This is a genomic window from Aeromonas bivalvium, assembly GCF_000819765.1.
In the GTDB taxonomy this organism is placed as follows: domain Bacteria; phylum Pseudomonadota; class Gammaproteobacteria; order Enterobacterales; family Aeromonadaceae; genus Aeromonas; species Aeromonas bivalvium.
Genome location: NZ_CDBT01000061.1, coordinates 150354 through 165442, shown reverse-complemented (window position 1 = coordinate 165442; position 15089 = coordinate 150354). Strand labels below are relative to the sequence as shown.

General features: G+C 63.4%; 17 protein-coding genes and 1 pseudogene. 7 read left to right on the top strand and 11 right to left on the bottom strand.

Annotation, left to right across the window (positions count from 1 at the left end):
• Window positions 1–83 precede the first annotated feature (83 nt).
• Window positions 84–572, top strand: coding sequence for a GNAT family N-acetyltransferase (locus BN1119_RS17830; protein WP_042001381.1), 489 nt, complete (start codon window positions 84–86; stop codon window positions 570–572).
• A gap of 40 nt (window positions 573–612) precedes the next feature.
• Window positions 613–1470, top strand: coding sequence for an AraC family transcriptional regulator (locus BN1119_RS17825; protein ID WP_042001292.1), 858 nt, complete (start codon window positions 613–615; stop codon window positions 1468–1470).
• A 68-nt stretch (window positions 1471–1538) separates the two neighbouring features.
• Here BN1119_RS17825 and BN1119_RS20575 read toward each other — a convergent pair.
• From BN1119_RS20575 to BN1119_RS17815, 3 genes and pseudogenes are all read right to left on the bottom strand, one after another.
• Window positions 1539–1655, bottom strand: a pseudogene (locus BN1119_RS20575) (EamA family transporter); the annotation flags it as partial.
• Window positions 1652–2557, bottom strand: coding sequence for a DMT family transporter (locus BN1119_RS17820; protein WP_042001289.1), 906 nt, complete (start codon window positions 2555–2557; stop codon window positions 1652–1654). The pseudogene BN1119_RS20575 and the gene BN1119_RS17820, both read right to left, overlap by 4 nt.
• An 88-nt stretch (window positions 2558–2645) precedes the next feature.
• Window positions 2646–3086, bottom strand: a complete 441-nt coding sequence (locus BN1119_RS17815) for a DUF2214 family protein (RefSeq protein ID WP_042001286.1) — start codon at window positions 3084–3086, stop codon at window positions 2646–2648.
• Window positions 3087–3188: 102 nt separating this feature from the next.
• On the opposite strand from BN1119_RS17815, the gene BN1119_RS17810 reads away from it, so the two are divergent.
• Window positions 3189–4766 (top strand): sensor domain-containing diguanylate cyclase, encoded by a 1578-nt coding sequence (locus BN1119_RS17810; RefSeq protein WP_052448086.1) that lies wholly within the window; start codon window positions 3189–3191, stop codon window positions 4764–4766.
• Window positions 4767–4835: 69 nt separating this feature from the next.
• Here BN1119_RS17810 and BN1119_RS17805 read toward each other — a convergent pair whose 3' ends face one another.
• The 6 genes from BN1119_RS17805 to BN1119_RS17780 are packed head-to-tail and all read right to left on the bottom strand — an operon-like array spanning window position 4836 to window position 10119.
• On the bottom strand, window positions 4836–5507 hold the full coding sequence (locus BN1119_RS17805) for an HAD family hydrolase (protein ID WP_042001282.1): 672 nt from the start codon (window positions 5505–5507) through the stop codon (window positions 4836–4838).
• A 39-nt stretch (window positions 5508–5546) separates the two neighbouring features.
• A complete protein-coding gene (locus tag BN1119_RS17800) occupies window positions 5547–6554 on the bottom strand; it encodes an ABC transporter ATP-binding protein (protein ID WP_042001279.1) in 1008 nt (335 codons plus the stop codon).
• Between the two features lie 6 nt (window positions 6555–6560).
• On the bottom strand, window positions 6561–7337 hold the full coding sequence (locus BN1119_RS17795; protein ID WP_042001276.1) for an ABC transporter permease: 777 nt from the start codon (window positions 7335–7337) through the stop codon (window positions 6561–6563).
• Window positions 7330–8229, bottom strand: coding sequence for an ABC transporter permease (locus BN1119_RS17790; protein WP_042001273.1), 900 nt, complete (start codon window positions 8227–8229; stop codon window positions 7330–7332). Before BN1119_RS17790 ends, BN1119_RS17795 begins: the two co-directional genes overlap by 8 nt.
• Window positions 8226–9062: an alkaline phosphatase family protein gene (locus tag BN1119_RS17785; protein WP_042001270.1), complete on the bottom strand. Its 837-nt coding sequence runs from the start codon at window positions 9060–9062 to the stop codon at window positions 8226–8228. The genes BN1119_RS17790 and BN1119_RS17785 overlap by 4 nt, the downstream gene beginning before the upstream one ends.
• Window positions 9063–9072: 10 nt before the next feature.
• Complete coding sequence (locus tag BN1119_RS17780; protein WP_042001267.1) at window positions 9073–10119, bottom strand: ABC transporter substrate-binding protein; 1047 nt, start codon at window positions 10117–10119, stop codon at window positions 9073–9075.
• 187 nt (window positions 10120–10306) lie between these two features.
• Between BN1119_RS17780 and BN1119_RS17775 the strand changes: the two genes are divergently transcribed.
• Window positions 10307–11077, top strand: coding sequence for a UTRA domain-containing protein (locus BN1119_RS17775; RefSeq protein WP_042001264.1), 771 nt, complete (start codon window positions 10307–10309; stop codon window positions 11075–11077).
• On the opposite strand, the gene BN1119_RS17770 is transcribed toward BN1119_RS17775, so the two are convergent.
• A complete protein-coding gene (locus BN1119_RS17770; RefSeq protein WP_042001261.1) occupies window positions 11035–11799 on the bottom strand; it encodes a helix-turn-helix domain-containing protein in 765 nt (254 codons plus the stop codon). The two genes, BN1119_RS17775 and BN1119_RS17770, sit on opposite strands and share 43 nt — an antisense overlap.
• Window positions 11800–12183: 384 nt before the next feature.
• Entirely contained in the window at window positions 12184–13095 is a 912-nt protein-coding gene (locus BN1119_RS17765; protein WP_042001258.1) for a LysR family transcriptional regulator, read from the bottom strand.
• A gap of 261 nt (window positions 13096–13356) precedes the next feature.
• Here BN1119_RS17765 and BN1119_RS17760 point away from each other — a divergent pair, with 261 nt between their 5' ends.
• From BN1119_RS17760 to BN1119_RS17750, 3 genes are all read left to right on the top strand, one after another.
• Window positions 13357–13683 (top strand): hypothetical protein, encoded by a 327-nt coding sequence (locus BN1119_RS17760; protein ID WP_042001255.1) that lies wholly within the window; start codon window positions 13357–13359, stop codon window positions 13681–13683.
• A 32-nt stretch (window positions 13684–13715) separates the two neighbouring features.
• Window positions 13716–14402: a pirin family protein gene (locus BN1119_RS17755; RefSeq protein WP_025328577.1), complete on the top strand. Its 687-nt coding sequence runs from the start codon at window positions 13716–13718 to the stop codon at window positions 14400–14402.
• An 84-nt stretch (window positions 14403–14486) separates the two neighbouring features.
• Entirely contained in the window at window positions 14487–14879 is a 393-nt protein-coding gene (locus BN1119_RS17750; protein WP_042001247.1) for a DoxX family protein, read from the top strand.
• The last annotated feature ends 210 nt before the right edge of the window (window positions 14880–15089 follow it).

The window sequence follows — 15089 nt, the reverse complement described above, 5'->3', positions numbered from 1 at the left end:
TAGGTAGTCCTAATGGAGTTGGCTACGGACGCAAAGGGCGCTATTTTTGACGGACGTTCATGGATCAGGGAGGAGAGGGGATGATTGAGATCAGGATTCGTCAGGCGGAGGCTGGGGATGCCCAGGGACTGCGGGATCTCTATGCTATGCCAAAGGCTCAGAAGGGCACCTTGCAGATGCCCTATCCGACCCTGGCCATGTGGCAGAAACGCTTGGCGGAGCGCAGTGGCTACGGTCTGGTCGCCACAGTGGATGAGCTGCTGGTCGGCGATCTCGGCCTCTGGCTCGAGCCGAATCCTCGTCGTCGCCATGTGGCTGGCATCGGCATGGGGGTGCGGGATGACTGGGCCGGTCGCGGCGTGGGCTCGGCCTTGCTGGGGGCGGCGGTGGACCTGGCGGATAACTGGCTCAACCTGCAACGGCTTGAGTTGACGGTCTATAGCGACAATGCAGCTGCCATCGCGCTCTACCGCAAATTCGGCTTCGAGCAGGAGGGGGGCTCACCCGCCTATGCGTTTCGCGAAGGAAACTTCGTCGATGCCCTGCATATGGGGCGGGTCCGCCTGCCGTGAGAGCCAGTGAGAGTGAGATTGCCATGAGAGTGAAACAGCCATGATCGACTATCGCGAGCGCCTGACCCCGGTGCTGCGGGCGCTGGAGCAGGATCCGGATCTCTCCATCGAGGCGCTGGCGAGCCGTGCCTGCCTCTCCCTCTACCACTTCCACCGGGTGTTTACCGCCGTGGTGGGGGAGTCCCCCGGCGAGATGTGTCGGCGGCTGCGGATGCAGCGGGCGGCTTGGCAGCTGTGCTACACAGATGCCAGCGTCACCGCCATCGCCCTGGGGGCGGGGCTTGGCAGCTCCCAGGCCTTTGCCAAGGCGTTTCGTCGTCACTATGGTTGCACGCCAGGGGAATTTCGCCGCGACAAGGGCAAGAACGGACACCATGAGCGCAAGGAAGGACACGCATGGCAAGAGGCGCTTCCTTATGCTGAAGGTCACTCATCAGCAAGGAGCAACACCATGAAAACTGTCGAGATGGACGCCCGCACCCTGGCCTATATTCGGGTCACAGGCCCCTATGGCGAAGGCTATGACGCCGTCTGCAACCGCCTGCACCAGTGGGCTGCCGCGCGCGGGCTGGAGGGCGGGGAGTGGATCTTCATCTACCATGACAACCCGCAAGTGACGCCGCCGGCCCAGTGCCGTACCGACATCGGCATCAGCGTGCCGGTGGGCACCCAGGGGGCGGGGGAGGTGGAAACTCAGCTCATCCCCGCCGGGCGTTACGCCCAGTCCCGCTACCTCATCACGGATCGCAGTCAGTACGGGGTGCTCTGGCAGGAGCACATAGGCGATATCGTCGCGGCCGGGCTGGCGTTTGGCGACGGCCCCTGTTTCGAGCTCTATCACAGTGCGAGCTACGATCCCCTGCGCGACGACGTGAGTTTCTGCTCCAGCGTGCGCTAGGCATCCCCCAATAAAACGAGGCGCCTGTGGGCGCCTCTTGTCGTTTGGAGCAAGGCTCATCACGAGATTCAGGACTGGCTGGGCACCTTGTCCCGGCGAGATTTCCACCACCAGCGCAGGCGGATCTGTGAGATGAGCATGCCTGCCAGCATCAGGGCGCAGCCGACCAGGGTTCGCTCGTTCAGGACTGGCTGGGCACCTTGTCCCGACGAGATTTCCACCACCAGCGCAGGCGGATCTGTGAGACCAGCATGCCTGCCAGCATCAGGGCGCAGCCCACGATGGCGCGCTCGTCCAGATGCTCTTCCAGCAGCAGCACACCGCCGATGGCGGCGAACACTGTCTCCAGGCTGAGGATGATGGCGGCGTGGGCCGGATGGGCGCCGCGCTGGCCCACCACCTGCAGGGTGTAACCCACCCCCACCGACACCAGTCCCGCATAGAGCAGCGCCTGCCAGCCCGCCACGGCGCCGCCGAGGGTCGGGGTCTCGATGACAAACGCCGTGGCCAGACTGAGCAGGCCGCACACCACAAACTGCACCCCGGCCAGGCGAATGGGGGCGACGCGGCTCGAGTAGTGATCCAGCACCAGCAGGTGAATGGCCCAGAACAGGGCGCCGATCACCTGCAACAGGTCGCCGTAGCCTATGGTGAAATCCTCGGTGACGCTGAGGTAGTAGAGGCCGGCCATGGCGATGAGGGCGCCTACCCAGGTGTTGGCCCCTGTCTTGTGGCGCAGGATCAGCCCCAGCACGGGCACCAGTATGATGTAGAGCCCAGTGATGAAGCCCGCCTTGGCCGCCGTGGTGTAGAGCAGCCCCACCTGCTGCAGGGAGGCGGCGGAGAAGAGCACTGTGCCGGCGATGAGACCCCCGACCAGCAGCAGGCGCGGGTTGTCTTCCTTGTCTGGCCGGGCCGGTTGACGGGATTTGAGCCACCACAAGAGCGGCAGCAGGGAGGCGGCGCCGAGCAGGAAGCGCAGGCCGTTGAAGGTGTAAGGCCCCATGTGATCCATCCCCAGCCGCTGGGCGACGAAGCCCAGCCCCCAGATGGCGGCCGCCATCAGCAACATCATGTTAGAACGCATACGGTTTCATCCCTGAAATCAAAAAGTTGAGACACCCTCCCCACCATACCGCCTGTGATGGGCTTTGTCTTGGCTGCCGAGCGCCGGATCAGGGGAGGGAGGTGTGGGCCAGCAGGGGGATCAGCATCAGCAGCAACAGGTCGATGCGCAGGATCCAGATCACCCACAGCTGCTGCTGGGTCGAGACCATGGGAGGTCGGCCCCGGCGCAGGGAACGACGCCAGCGGTAGAAGAGGCGGCTCGGGTAGCCAAAGCTCAGGGCCATCAGCAGGAAGAGCAGCAACTTGAGCCGATAGCTCGGCAGCTGCAACAGCGCGGCCGGGCCCTGGGGGCTGTCATAGAGCCGCATCATGCCGCTGAGAAACAGCAACAGCAGGGCCAGCGCCGCCAGACCATCGGCGATAAGCAGCTTGCGCACCTGTTCGATGGACATGCCGCGCCGGAACAGGAAATATTCGGAGGTGAGGGCGCCGGTCAGCATGACGAGGGCGCAAAAGTGCACGGATATCCAAGGATCCTGGGTCAGCATGGGCGACCTTGCGGTGGGGCAACGAGCATCATTCTTCCTTTTGGACGCCGCACGGACGGGCTGTTAATCTGCGTCAAGCGTCCCTGCAATACGGAGCCATTCGTGAGCAAATATCCGAAGGCCAAATCCTACTGGTCCCTGACCAGCCGCATGCGGTTGGGGCTGGTGCTCTTGTTCATGCCGGTGCTGATGCTGGGGGGCATCTACTATCTGCACATGTCTCGCAGCCTGCAAGAGGCGCTGGAGCAACGTCTGGGGGCCAACAATGATCAGCTGCGCGAGAGCCTGGTCGAACCCTATCTGGCGCAACTGGAGCGACAGTTTACCCTGATCTATGGCCAAGTGAAGGCCGAGGATCTGGCGGGCAGCGAACTGGCCCATACCGGGCGCTATCTCCATGACTGGCGACTCTACAAGGCGCTGGCGCCGGATCTGGTGGCCATCTACCTGGGCACGGAGCGACGCCAGGTGCTGGCCTACCCCATCAAGGAACTCAATCCGGCCTTCGATCCCAGGACGCGCCCCTGGTATCAGCTGGCCTTCTCCCAACCCGGCAGCCTGGTCTGGACAGAGCCCTATTACGATTACACCAGTGGTAATCTCTTGATCTCCATGGCAAAGATGCTCATCGATCAGGAGGGCAAGCCGCTGGGGGTGTTCGCCGTCGATGCCAGACTCCAGCCCCTCTCCGCCCTGCTCAACCGGCCGGGAGAAGATGGTTATCAGAGCATCGTCAATGGCGCCGGTCGTCAGCTGGCCCATCCAGATCCCGAGCAGCTGTTCAAGGTGATGGCCCATCCTGGCTGGCTCAAGCGGGCCCGGGATGACAAGGGGCTCTTCCTCGACGAGGGCAAGGGCCAGTTCGTCGCCTACAGCCATCTGCCCGAGCAGGGCTGGCTGCTGCTCAGCGTCAAGCCTGCCGCCAGCCTGATCGAGACGGTGTCCAGGGCGTCGTTCAATGTGCAGCTGATGGTGGGACTGGCGTGCGTCCTCTATCTGGTGCTGGCCCTGGTCTGGACGCGTTATTTCAGGAGAGTGCTCAACGAGGTAGCCCTGATGATCCGCCACAGTCGCCAGGATCCCATGGCGGCCCGTGTGGGGGGGATACGGGAGCTCAAGCAGGTCTATGCCGAGCTGGCCGCCGCCAGCCAGGATCTGCACGAGGTGCGCCAGCTGGCCAATCAGGACAAGCTGACCGGCCTCTACAATCGCCGCTTCTTCGACGACAGGCTGACCGGCTTGCTGGAGGCGGGTGAGCCTTTCTTCCTCGCCATGTTCGACCTCGATGATTTCAAGGCGGTCAATGACACCTTTGGCCATCACAGCGGAGACATGGTGCTCAAGCGGGTAGCGACCCTCGCCAGGGAACAGCTGGGCGAGCGCGGCTGGGTCTGCCGCTATGGTGGCGAGGAGCTGGTGGCCCTGCTCACCGGGGATGATCAGGCCATGATCTTCGCCCTGCTGGACGAGTTTCGCGAGCGGGTCGCCGCCCTGGTGTGGCGCGAGCCCGGGCTGAGGGTCACCCTGAGTGGTGGCCTGGTGGCGAGCACTCAGGCCAGGGACGCCATGGGGCTGATCATGGCGGCGGACGCCGAGGTCTATCGCGCCAAGCGGGCGGGCAAGAACCGCTGCTATCAGGCGGGGGAGACACCGCCGGAACCCTTGCTGCGCCAGGTGTGATGCAGAGCCTGACACGACACCAGGGAGGCCAGGCCTCCCTGGTGTCGTGTGATCTGATGCGGGCGGTCACTACCGAGCTCGCACCTCGGCCCGTTGCCAGTCGAGGATGGGCCAGCCCAGCGCCTCGGCCTGCTGGCGCAGCGCGGGGGCCGGATTGACCCCGTGCGGGTGGCTCACCGCCCGCAGCATGGGCAGATCGTTGTGGGAGTCGCTGTAGCCAAAGCTCCCCTGCCAGAGGTTGTCCCTGCCGGCAAAGAGCTGGTTGATGCGGGCCACCTTGCCCTCCCTAAAACTCAGGGTGCCCCGGGTCTGACCGGTCAGCCTGCCGGCTTCCTCGTCGAGCAGGATGGCAACGCAGTGATCCATCCCCAGCATCCTGGCCATGGGGGTCACCAGGTGTTCGCCGGAGGCGGAGATGAGCACCAGCTCGTCCCCCCGCTGGCGGTGCCACTCGATGCGGGCCAGCCCCTCGGGGTAGAGGCGCTCGCGCAGCACCTGCTCGGCGAAGTGATGGCACTGCTGCTCCAGCCACTGGCGCGACCTGCCCGCCAGGGGCTGCAGGGTGAAGGCCATGTACTGGTGCATGTCCATCTTGCCCTGGTGGTAGAGGGACATCATGGCCTGCTCCTCGGCCACCATGCCCGCCGGGGCCAGCTCCCCGGCCACCATGTACTCCAGCCAGAGGCTGGCACTATCCCCGGATATCAGGGTGTCGTCCAGATCAAACAGTGCCAGTGCCATGAGGGCTCCTTGCGGTCGCAACGAAAATGAAACGAGGCGTCATGCTACCTCACAGAGTTGATCCCGGGCCACCGCCAGGGTCACGGCACGGCCCACCGGCAGGAGGTCATCGGCCGAGCGGTTGAGGCAATCCACCGTCAACAGCCCCGCCTCGCACTCCACCTGGTAGCGGATGACGTTGCCGAGCAACTGCTGGTGGCGAACGATGCCGGGCAGGCTGGGTTCGCTGCCGGTCGCCCCGGCGGGCAACAGGGTGATGGACTCCGGCCGCAGCGCCAGCTTGCCCTGAAAACGGGGGCCGAACAGGGACTTGCCCTGCTCGGCGCCCAGCAGGTTGTAGTTGCCGATAAAGCCCGCCACAAACTCGCTGGCGGGACGGGTGTAGATCTGCTCCGGCGTGCCGCTCTGGACGATGGATCCCTTGTTCATCAGGAAAATCCTGTCCGACAGGGTGAGCGCCTCCTCCTGATCGTGGGTCACAAAGATGGTGGTGAGCTCGAGACGCTGCTGGATCTCGCGGATCTGCTGGCGCAGGCTGCGGCGGATGCGGGCATCCAGCGCCGAGAGGGGCTCGTCCAGCAAGAGGATCCGCGGTTGCACCACCAGGGCGCGGGCCAAGGCCACCCGCTGGCGCTGGCCGCCGGAGAGCTCGCTTGGATAGCGGCGCTCGAAGCCGGTCAGCTCCACCAGCGCCAGCGCCTCTTTCACGCTGGCGGCGAGCTCGCGACCCGGCTGGGGCTTCATCTTGAGGCCGAAGGCGACGTTGTCCCACACCGTCATGTTGGGAAACAGTGCATAGCTCTGGAACACCATGCCGATGCCCCGCTTCTGGGGCGCCTGCCAGGTGATATCTTCCCCGGCCACCCGCACCTGACCACCATCCACCGGAGTGAGCCCGGCCAGGGCCCGCAGCAGGGTGGACTTGCCGCAGCCGGAGGGGCCGAGCAGGGTCACCAGCTCCCCCTTGCGGATGCCGAACTCGATCCCCTCGAACACCCGGGTGTCGCCGTAGGATTTGTGCAACTGATTGACTTCTAAATGAAACATCTTGGATCACCGATGAAATCTGTTGGCCGCCCAGGTGAGCAGCAGGGTCAGCAGGAAGTAGCTCATCACCAGGGCGCTGGTGAAGTGGCCCGAGGTGGACCTCATGTTGTAGAGGTAGACCTGCAGGGTCTCGTAGCGGGTGCCCACCAGCATGTTGGCAAACACGAACTCGCCGAGCAGGAAGGAGAGGGAGAGAAACAGCGCCGCCAGCAGCCCCTTACGCAGGCAGGGGATCACCACCAGCAGGAAGGCGCGGGCACTGCTGGCCCCCAGCAGGTGGGCGGCATCCATCAGATCCTTGAGCGGTACCCCCTGCAGGCTGTTGGCCAGCGCCCGGTACATGAAGGGGAGCACCACGGTGAACCAGGTGCCGATCAGGATCCACGGGGTGCCTATGATGGGCAGGACGCCGTCGGCGTAGATCTGAAGCAACCCCACAGAGGAGACCACGGGCGGCACCGCGAAGGGGAGCAGGATCAGCAGGTTCATCCAGGGATCCAGCCTGGGGAAGTAGTAGGCCACCACCAGCACGGTGGGCACCAGCACTAGCGTGCCCAGCAGCAGGGTGGCGAAGCAGACCAGCAGGCTTCGGCCAAAGGCCGCCAGAAAGCGCGGGTCGCCCCAGAGCTTGAGATACCAGTCGAGGGTGAAGCCGTCCGGCAGCAGGGTCGCCCCCCAGCGGGTGGAGATGGAGTAGAGAAAGGTAGCCAGCAGCGGCAGCAGCAGGGTGGCCACCAGGGCCCCCAGCACCCACTTGGGCCAGCGCGGCGTCAAATCATGCATGGGATTGCCCCTTGTTCACATAGCTCTTCTTCAGCAGCCACTGGTTGGCGGCCGTCACCACCCCCAGCAGCACCATCAGGATCACCGCCAGCGCCGCCGCCAGGTTGGGCTCGAGGAAGATGTCGCCGGAGACCAGGCTCGCCACCCTGATGGTCACCAGGTTGAAGTTGCCCGTGGTGAGGGCATAGGCGGAGGCATAGGCCCCCACAGCATTGGCAAACAGGATGATCAGGGTGCCAAGCAGGGCGGGAGTGAGCACCGGCAGCGCCACGTGCCACACATACTGCCCCTTGCTCGCGCCGAGCAGCGCCGCAGCCTGGGGCCACTCATCCTGCAACGCATCGAACGCCGGGTAGAGCAGCAGCAGGGCAAGGGGGATCTGGAAGTAGGTGTAGATGAGGATAAGGCCCGACCCCGAGTAGAGGTTGAAGCCGTCGATGAGGCCCCAGGATTTCAGCAGCAGGGTCACAGCGCCATTGATGCCGAGAATGATGATGAAGGCAAACGCCAGCGGCACCCCGCTGAAGTTGCCTGTCATGGTGACGAAGGCCAGCAGCACCCGCTTGACCCGCTCGCCGCTGTGGCGTAGCGCCGCCGCCCCGAGCGTGCCGATGGCGAGGCCCGCCAGACTGGCGATACCGGCGATGCGCAGGGAGTTGCCGAAGGATTGCAGGTAGAAGGGGGAGCTCAAAATCTCCCGGTAGTAGTCGAGGCCCCAGCCGTCCGGGGTCTGGACGCTGCCCACCAGCACCCACACCATGGGGGCGAGCTGGAACAGGATCATCAAGAGGACAAAGGGCAGCAGCACCAGGGCTGGCAGCCAGTGACGGCGCAGTCGGCGCCGGGTAATGGCGGGTTGATCCGTCAGGGTCTCGGTGGTGGCGGGCATCATGGGTGCACCTCGCGCATAAAGGTCGCCTTGAGCAGCGGCGGGCCGCTCGGCTTGTCATGGGGCACCCCCAGCAGGTCGGCCATCAGGGCGCAGAGCTGGGTCTGGTGGATCTGGGCGCCATCCGGCCAGTGCTCGACAAATGCATCGCCAAAGAGCCAGAGCGGCACTGTGCGCTCCTCGGCCAGGGTACCGCCGTGGCTGAGATCCTTGTTCATGCCGTGATCCGAGGTGATCACCACCTGATACCCCTGTGCCAGCCACTGGGGCAGCAGGTCGGCCAGCAGACTGTCCATGCGGCGCGCCTGATTGCGGTACTGGCGTGAATCCAGGCCAAACTTATGGCCGGCGTCATCCACTCCCATGGGGTGGATCAGCAGAAAATCGGGATCGTATTGGCTGCGCAGCCACTCGCCGTCCATCAGCAGATGGCTGTCGGGGTAGCCGTCATCCCAGTAGAAGCAGCCGTGCTGGATGGGCAACTGCTCATCGTGAGTGAAGCGATCCCGGGCCGCCAGCCAGGGACTCTGGTTGTAGAGCTCGCTCACCCAATGGTAGGCCGCGGCTGCGGTGCGTTTACCCGCGGCGCGGGCCAGATGGAAGATAGAGTCATGCCGGCTCAGGCGATTCACGCCGTTGTGGGTGATGCCGCTTGCCACCGGCGGCACGCCGGTCAGGATGCACTCGTAGAGGGGGCGGGAGAGGGAGGGCAGGGCAGCACTCAGGGTCGTATGCAGGCCGCGCTCTGCCTCCACCATGCCACAGAGGTAGCCCATGCAATGGGCTACCTCTGCTGCCAGGCCATCCACAAGTACCACTATCACCTTGTGTTGCACTGGCCGCTCCTTACTGCATGTTGATCATGACATTTTCCTGCCACTGGCGCGGCAGGGCCTTTGAGCTCTGCTCCCAGGCGGCGTGATCCTGCACCGGCTTGGCATTGGCGTACTGCTCGGCCGGCAGCAGCTTGGCCTTGACGTCGTCCGGCAGGGTCACGTTGCTGCGGATGGGGCGGGCGTAGCCGCGCGCCAGGTTGATCTGGCCGGCGTCGGAGAGGATGTATTCCCGCGCCAGCTTGGCGGCGTTGGGGTTCTTGGCCCACTTGTTGATGATGGTGGTGTAGCCGGCGATGACGGAGCCGTCGCTCGGGATCACCACATCAAACTTCTTGGGGTCGATCTGGTCGCGGTAGTTCAGGGCGTTGAAGTCCCACAGCACACCCACTTCCACCTCGCCCTTCTCGATGTTGGCGATGGTGGGGTCGTTCAGGGACAGGCGACCCTGCTTGGCCAGCTTGCCGAACAGATCCAGCGCGGGTTTCAGATCCTTCTCGCTGCCGCCGGTGGCATAGGCCGCCGCCAGCACGCCGTTGTTGGCCTGGGAAGCGACGCCCACGTCACCCAGGGTCACCTTGTAGTCACCGCCGAGCAGGGATTGCCAGCTGGTGGGGGCGGCCTTGACCAGATCCTTGTTGATCAGGAAGGCGATGGTGCCGGTATAGGCCAGCATCCAGTGGCCGTCCGCATCCTTGGCCCAGTTGGGAATGTCGGCCCAGGTGGAGGGCTTGTAGGGCTGGGTGACCCCCTGCTTGACCGCGACCGGGCCGAAGGCGCCGCCCACGTCGCCGATGTCGGCGGTGGCGTTGCTCTTCTCGGCGGCAAACTTGGCGATCTCCTGGGCGGAGCTCATGTCGGTATCCTGATGCTTGATGCCGTAGATGCTGCCGAGCTGCTGCCAGGTATCCTTCCAGTTGGCCCAGCTGTCGGGCATGCCGACGCTGTGGAGCTGGCCTTCGCCGCGGGCGGCTTTTTCCAGATCCGCGATGTTCTCGGCTGCATAGAGCGGCTGACTGATGGCCACCAGGGCCAGTGCACTTGCGATCACGCTTTTCATCATCCCATCCCTCTGGACTAGGTCAGTTAAGGTTCGAGAGGGATGCTAGAGGGGAAATATGACGGTGGCGGGGCGGTTTTATGGCGATTGGATGACATCTTCTTGCCTGGGCCGCTGTCATGGCAGTTTCATCTGGGCGGGATATAAGCATGGCATTCGATCCACTGGACTATGCCAGGACAGGCGCGTGAGCAGACCCCTCTCCAAGAGTGAACAGATACGTCAGACACTGCACAGCTATATCGACAGCGGCCAGCTGGCGGCGGGGCAGCAGCTGCCCGCCGAGCGGGCCCTGAGCGAGCGATTCGCCACCACCCGGATCACGGTCAAGGAGGCGCTCTCGGCCCTGGAGGCGGAAGGGCTCATCTACCGGGCCGAGCGGCGCGGCTGGTTCGTGGCGCCCCCCAGGCTGATCTATGATCCCGCCCGCCATACCCACTTCCACCAATGGATCGCCGAGCAGCAGCGCAGCGCCGAGACCCGGCTCCTAGGCCAGGGCGGCGAGCTGGCCAGCAGCGAGCTGTGTCGCTGGATGGACATAGACCCCTTCACCCCCCTCTACCAGATCCGGCGCCAGCGGCTGATCGACGGCCGCCCCGTGCTGCATGTCAGTCATCACCTGCTGGCGAGCCGCTTTCCCTGGATCGAGGAGCAGCCCCTGGCGGGGTCGCTCACCGAGCTCTATCTCAATGAATACGGCATAGGGCAGGGGGGCGCCCGGCTGGAGATGACGCCGGTGGCGGCCCGTGGCGAGGTGGCCAGCGTGCTCAACCTGGCCCAGGGCAGCCCGGTACTGCGGCTGGTGCGGGTCAATTATGACGAGGGGGGCGGGCTCATCGACTGCGACATAGAGCACTGGCGCCATGACGCCATCCGCATCTGCCTGGATACCCGCCCCCAGGAGCTGGCGCCCCTTCAGCCATCTATGTTGGGGATGAGGTCGTCGAAGCTCTGGTAGCCGCAGTCCGCCAGTTGCAGGGACATGGTGTAGGTCTTGGTGTCCTCCCGCTGGCCGATGGCGGGGCGATTGAGCTTGAGCTCCTGATGCCAGTACTCCTTCATGCGCTCGATCAGCGCCATGGCCTCTCCCTCGCCCAGATGGAGCTGGCACAGCGCCATGTAGTTGTTGGACTTGTGCATGTTCTCCACCAGATAGTCCCCCAGCACCGACATGGCCTGGCGCGCCTGCTGGCGAGCGAAGCGGCTGTGCTGCTCGAAGCTGATGCGCTCGCTGATGAGGAAGTGGAAGCTGTTGTCGATGCCGAGTTGCAATATGCCGAGCTTCTCCAGCTTGCGCAGATAGAGGTAGCAGGAGGCGTCGGTCAGGCCGTACTCCCGCTTCAGATCGATCAGGGTCTTGTCGCGCCAGAAGATGTTGGCGAGGAAGGCGTAGAGCCCGGGCTCCTGGTGAAACGCCTCATCCTGCTCCCGGGTGAAGACGGCGCGGCGGCTCTGGGCCTCCTGGGTTCGATCCAGCAGCTCCTCGAACGAGAGCCCCACCAGATGGCAGATCTCCAGCAGGGTATCGAACGGCAGTGAGGGCTTGTTCATCATCCGCTTGATGGTGGCGATGGAGACCCCCATGGCCTCCGCCAGGGTCTGATAGCGGATCCCCTTGTCGGTCAGGGTCTTCTTCAGGGTGTCGAGAATATGGGTGGCCAGGGTCTGGCTGTAGGTCATGCGTCATTCCTTTATGTGCATAGTGCGAACCGCTAAAAAGAGTACTTTTTCCATGGTTCGGGCTCAGATTTTGACACTTTAAAAAAGCAGGAGGAAGCAAGGGGCCGAAATAGGCGGGATGATCAGACCAGTTTGGTGCAATGGTTGCAGAAATTGACACCGGATGGTGCACATCCTTCAACCCTGCAACTTAGTGCTGGCGAGGAACATTGGTTCACGCATAATCGAACACGTCGAATTCGAGACTTTCCTGGTTGCGAAATCGATTGTTTGCTTCCAATTTAAGGGTTTTTTTAAACCGAAAGGTTTTTATTCTTTCCTGGCAAATTGAGCGGATCCCGACAGGGCTCCGCTTTTTTCTTTTCCCTTAATTCGCGCCCCGCGTCAAGCCGCCCCCGGGGGTGTGCCCGCAAACAGCTTGGGGATCTCCCGCACCAGCCAGCTCTTGGCCTTGCCCATGGTGTCTCGCCGCCACGCCAGCACGACCTGCACCTGATGGCGATATTCGGGGCCGATCACCTTGAGTCGCCCCGCCTTGATGTCCTCTTCTATCCAGCTCAGGGGCATGGTGCCGACGCCAATGCCCGCCAGCAGGGCATCGCGCTTCTCCCCCATGGTGCTGACGGTCAGACGGGGCTGCTTGTCCAGCAGACGATAGGTGAGCACCGGCTTGCGCAGTGCCGTGTCGGCGATGGCGATGGCGCGGTAGCGGCGCAATGTCTCGTCCGCCAGGGGCTCGGGCTCCAGGTGCAAGGGGTGATCCGGGTGAGCGACATAGAGCATCACCTCCTCTTGCAGTATCTGGTGCTTGATGCCCGTCATCATGATGTCGGGGTTGAGGGCTGAGATGAGCAGGTCGGCGCGGCCATCCTCCAGACACTCCCAGCTGCCCGCCAGCACCTCGGCCCGCAGCCGCAGCCGGGTATCCGTCAGCTCGGCCAGCCGCTCCACCAGGGGATAGAGGGCCTGCAACGGCACCAGGGCATCGACGGCGATGGTGATGTCGGTCTCCCAGCCCCGGGCCAGGGCCCGGGTCTCCCCCACCAGATGCTCGGCCGCCGCCAGCAGCAGCCGACCCTGCTCCAGCAGCATGCGCCCGGCCGGGGTGAATTTGGTTCTGTGGCCGCTGCGGTCAAACAGCATGGCGTCCAGTTCGTCTTCCAGCTTCTGCACCGTGTAGCTGAGCGCCGAGGGCACCTTGCCCAGCTCGTCGGCGGCGGCGGCGAAGCTGCCCCGCCTCTCTATGGCATCCAGTACCCGGATCGCCTCCAGGGTCAGTGCGCGTTCTTTGCTCATGGTTCGCCTTCAATTTTTTTGAACATGTTCGCCAGATTAACTCGCTAACAAGTTAGGGCAAGCCCCTTTAATATTCAATCAACGCTTAGGCAGGAAGGCCAGGCGGCCAAATAAACCGTAGTTCCTGGCTGTGACATCGTAAATCACCCTGTCAGACGTCGGCGAAAGAACAACATAATATTTGAATAGTCTCTCGCAAGGATGCATTGGACCAGGCCCGGTGGCCTATCAATGACATAACTCATCAAGAGAGAAACGAACATGAAAAACCTAATCAAGATGCTGGCCGTTGCAGGCCTGATGACCGCAGGTGTTGCCCAGGCTTCCGTTCCCGCCGACTTCACCGCCACTCCGGGCGTGCTGTTCGTGAACTGGCAGGCCAGCGCCGCCATCGATGGCAAGGCCAACCCCATGCTGGAGGTGCGCGACGAATCCGGCGATCTGCTGGCATCGGTTCACGCCAGCCTGATGGGCACCCAGCAGGTCAAGATCCCGAGCCGCACCCAGGGCAACCTGACGGTGAGCCTGGGGGATCAAAGCAGCGACTACCGCATCCCGTTCGGTCTGGGTGACGGTCGCCAGCGTTAATCAACCGTTTACAGGTATTGGAGGAGCACACCATGATGAAATTGAGAGCCGCAGCTGAACGGGGTCATGCCAACTTCGGCTGGCTGGATGCACGCCACAGCTTCTCGTTCGGTCACTACTATGACCCGGACTGGATGGGGCACTCTGTCCTGCGGGTCATCAACCAGGATCTGGTGTCGCCGGGTGGCGGCTTCGCTACCCACCCTCATGCCAACATGGAGATCCTCACCTGCGTGCTGAGCGGCACCATAGAGCACAGGGACAGCCTCGGCCATGCCGAGCAGATCCCGGCGGGGGATTTCCAGCTGATGAGCGCAGGGTCCGGCATCCGGCACAGCGAGTACAACCCCTCGCAGACCGAGCCCCTCTCCCTGTTGCAGATCTGGATAGAGCCGAACGAAGTCGGCACTACCCCGGGTTATCAGCAGAAGAAGATAGCCACCCAGCCCGGGCTGACGCTGGTCGCGTCACCGGATGGGGAGGCAGGATCCTTCAGGATCCGCCAGCAGGCCCGCATCTGGCGACTGCAGCTTGCCGAAGGGGAAACCCTCGAATGGGCATTGCAAGGGCGTCATGGTTACCTGCATATGATTTCAGGGGAGCTGACTGGCAACGGTCTGGCTGCCCGACCCGGCGACGGTCTGCTCAGTCGCGATGAGGCGTCCTGGACGCTCACCGCCTCCGAGGGGAGCGAAGCCCTGCTGTTTGATCTGCCCTGATAGATAAATCACGGCGAAATGAATGAGTTAACAATTAGCTCTTACACTGTTATTACCAAGATGGGTAATCAAAGGAATCTGACGATGGACAAGATGAAAGATGTGGCACTGCTGGCGGGTCGTATTTTGCTGGCGCTGATGTTCGTGATTGCGGGCTGGGGCAAGATCGGCGGTTACGCCGGTACCCAGGGCTACATGGAGGCCATGGGCGTGCCCGGGTTCATGCTGCCCCTGGTGATCCTGCTGGAGCTGGGTGGCGGTCTTGCCATAGTGCTGGGTCTCTTTACCCGCAGCCTCTCCGTGCTGCTGGCCGGTTTCACCCTGATGGCCGCCTTCATCTTCCACTATCAGCCTGCCGAGCAGATGCAGATGCTGATGTTCATGAAGAACCTGTCTGTGGCCGGTGGTTTCCTGGCCCTGGCGGCGGCGGGTCCTGGCGCTTTCAGCCTGGATGCCCGTCTCGGCAAGTGCTGGTAATCCCCTGATAGTTCAAGTTTTCCTACGCCTTTGGCCGGTGCAGCAGCACCGGCCTTTTTATGCCCGCCAGAAGGTGAATGTCGGTACTGTGACGAGCCCCCTGGCGTCGGCAAGCGCCTTTTGCATCTTCCCCCCCGATCCCCGACAATCCCATTTCGTGTGAAGTGACGGAAATGGCTCGCCTTTTCCGGCGCGCACCCCTCTTCATGA

What these genes read in the sequence shown, in the direction of transcription:
- BN1119_RS17820 (WP_042001289.1), bottom strand. Translation starts at nt 2,557, where the DNA reads ATGCGTTCTAACATGATGTTGCTGATGGCGGCCGCCATCTGGGGGCTG.
- BN1119_RS17790 (WP_042001273.1), bottom strand. Translation starts at nt 8,229, where the DNA reads ATGATGCCCGCCACCACCGAGACCCTGACGGATCAACCCGCCATTACC.
- BN1119_RS17805 (WP_042001282.1), bottom strand. Translation starts at nt 5,507, where the DNA reads ATGGCACTGGCACTGTTTGATCTGGACGACACCCTGATATCCGGGGAT.
- BN1119_RS17750 (WP_042001247.1), top strand. Translation starts at nt 14,487, where the DNA reads ATGGACAAGATGAAAGATGTGGCACTGCTGGCGGGTCGTATTTTGCTG.
- BN1119_RS17825 (WP_042001292.1), top strand. Translation starts at nt 613, where the DNA reads ATGATCGACTATCGCGAGCGCCTGACCCCGGTGCTGCGGGCGCTGGAG.
- BN1119_RS17815 (WP_042001286.1), bottom strand. Translation starts at nt 3,086, where the DNA reads ATGCTGACCCAGGATCCTTGGATATCCGTGCACTTTTGCGCCCTCGTC.
- BN1119_RS17760 (WP_042001255.1), top strand. Translation starts at nt 13,357, where the DNA reads ATGAAAAACCTAATCAAGATGCTGGCCGTTGCAGGCCTGATGACCGCA.
- BN1119_RS17755 (WP_025328577.1), top strand. Translation starts at nt 13,716, where the DNA reads ATGATGAAATTGAGAGCCGCAGCTGAACGGGGTCATGCCAACTTCGGC.
- BN1119_RS17800 (WP_042001279.1), bottom strand. Translation starts at nt 6,554, where the DNA reads ATGTTTCATTTAGAAGTCAATCAGTTGCACAAATCCTACGGCGACACC.
- BN1119_RS17770 (WP_042001261.1), bottom strand. Translation starts at nt 11,799, where the DNA reads ATGACCTACAGCCAGACCCTGGCCACCCATATTCTCGACACCCTGAAG.
- BN1119_RS17765 (WP_042001258.1), bottom strand. Translation starts at nt 13,095, where the DNA reads ATGAGCAAAGAACGCGCACTGACCCTGGAGGCGATCCGGGTACTGGAT.
- BN1119_RS17795 (WP_042001276.1), bottom strand. Translation starts at nt 7,337, where the DNA reads ATGCATGATTTGACGCCGCGCTGGCCCAAGTGGGTGCTGGGGGCCCTG.
- BN1119_RS17780 (WP_042001267.1), bottom strand. Translation starts at nt 10,119, where the DNA reads ATGAAAAGCGTGATCGCAAGTGCACTGGCCCTGGTGGCCATCAGTCAG.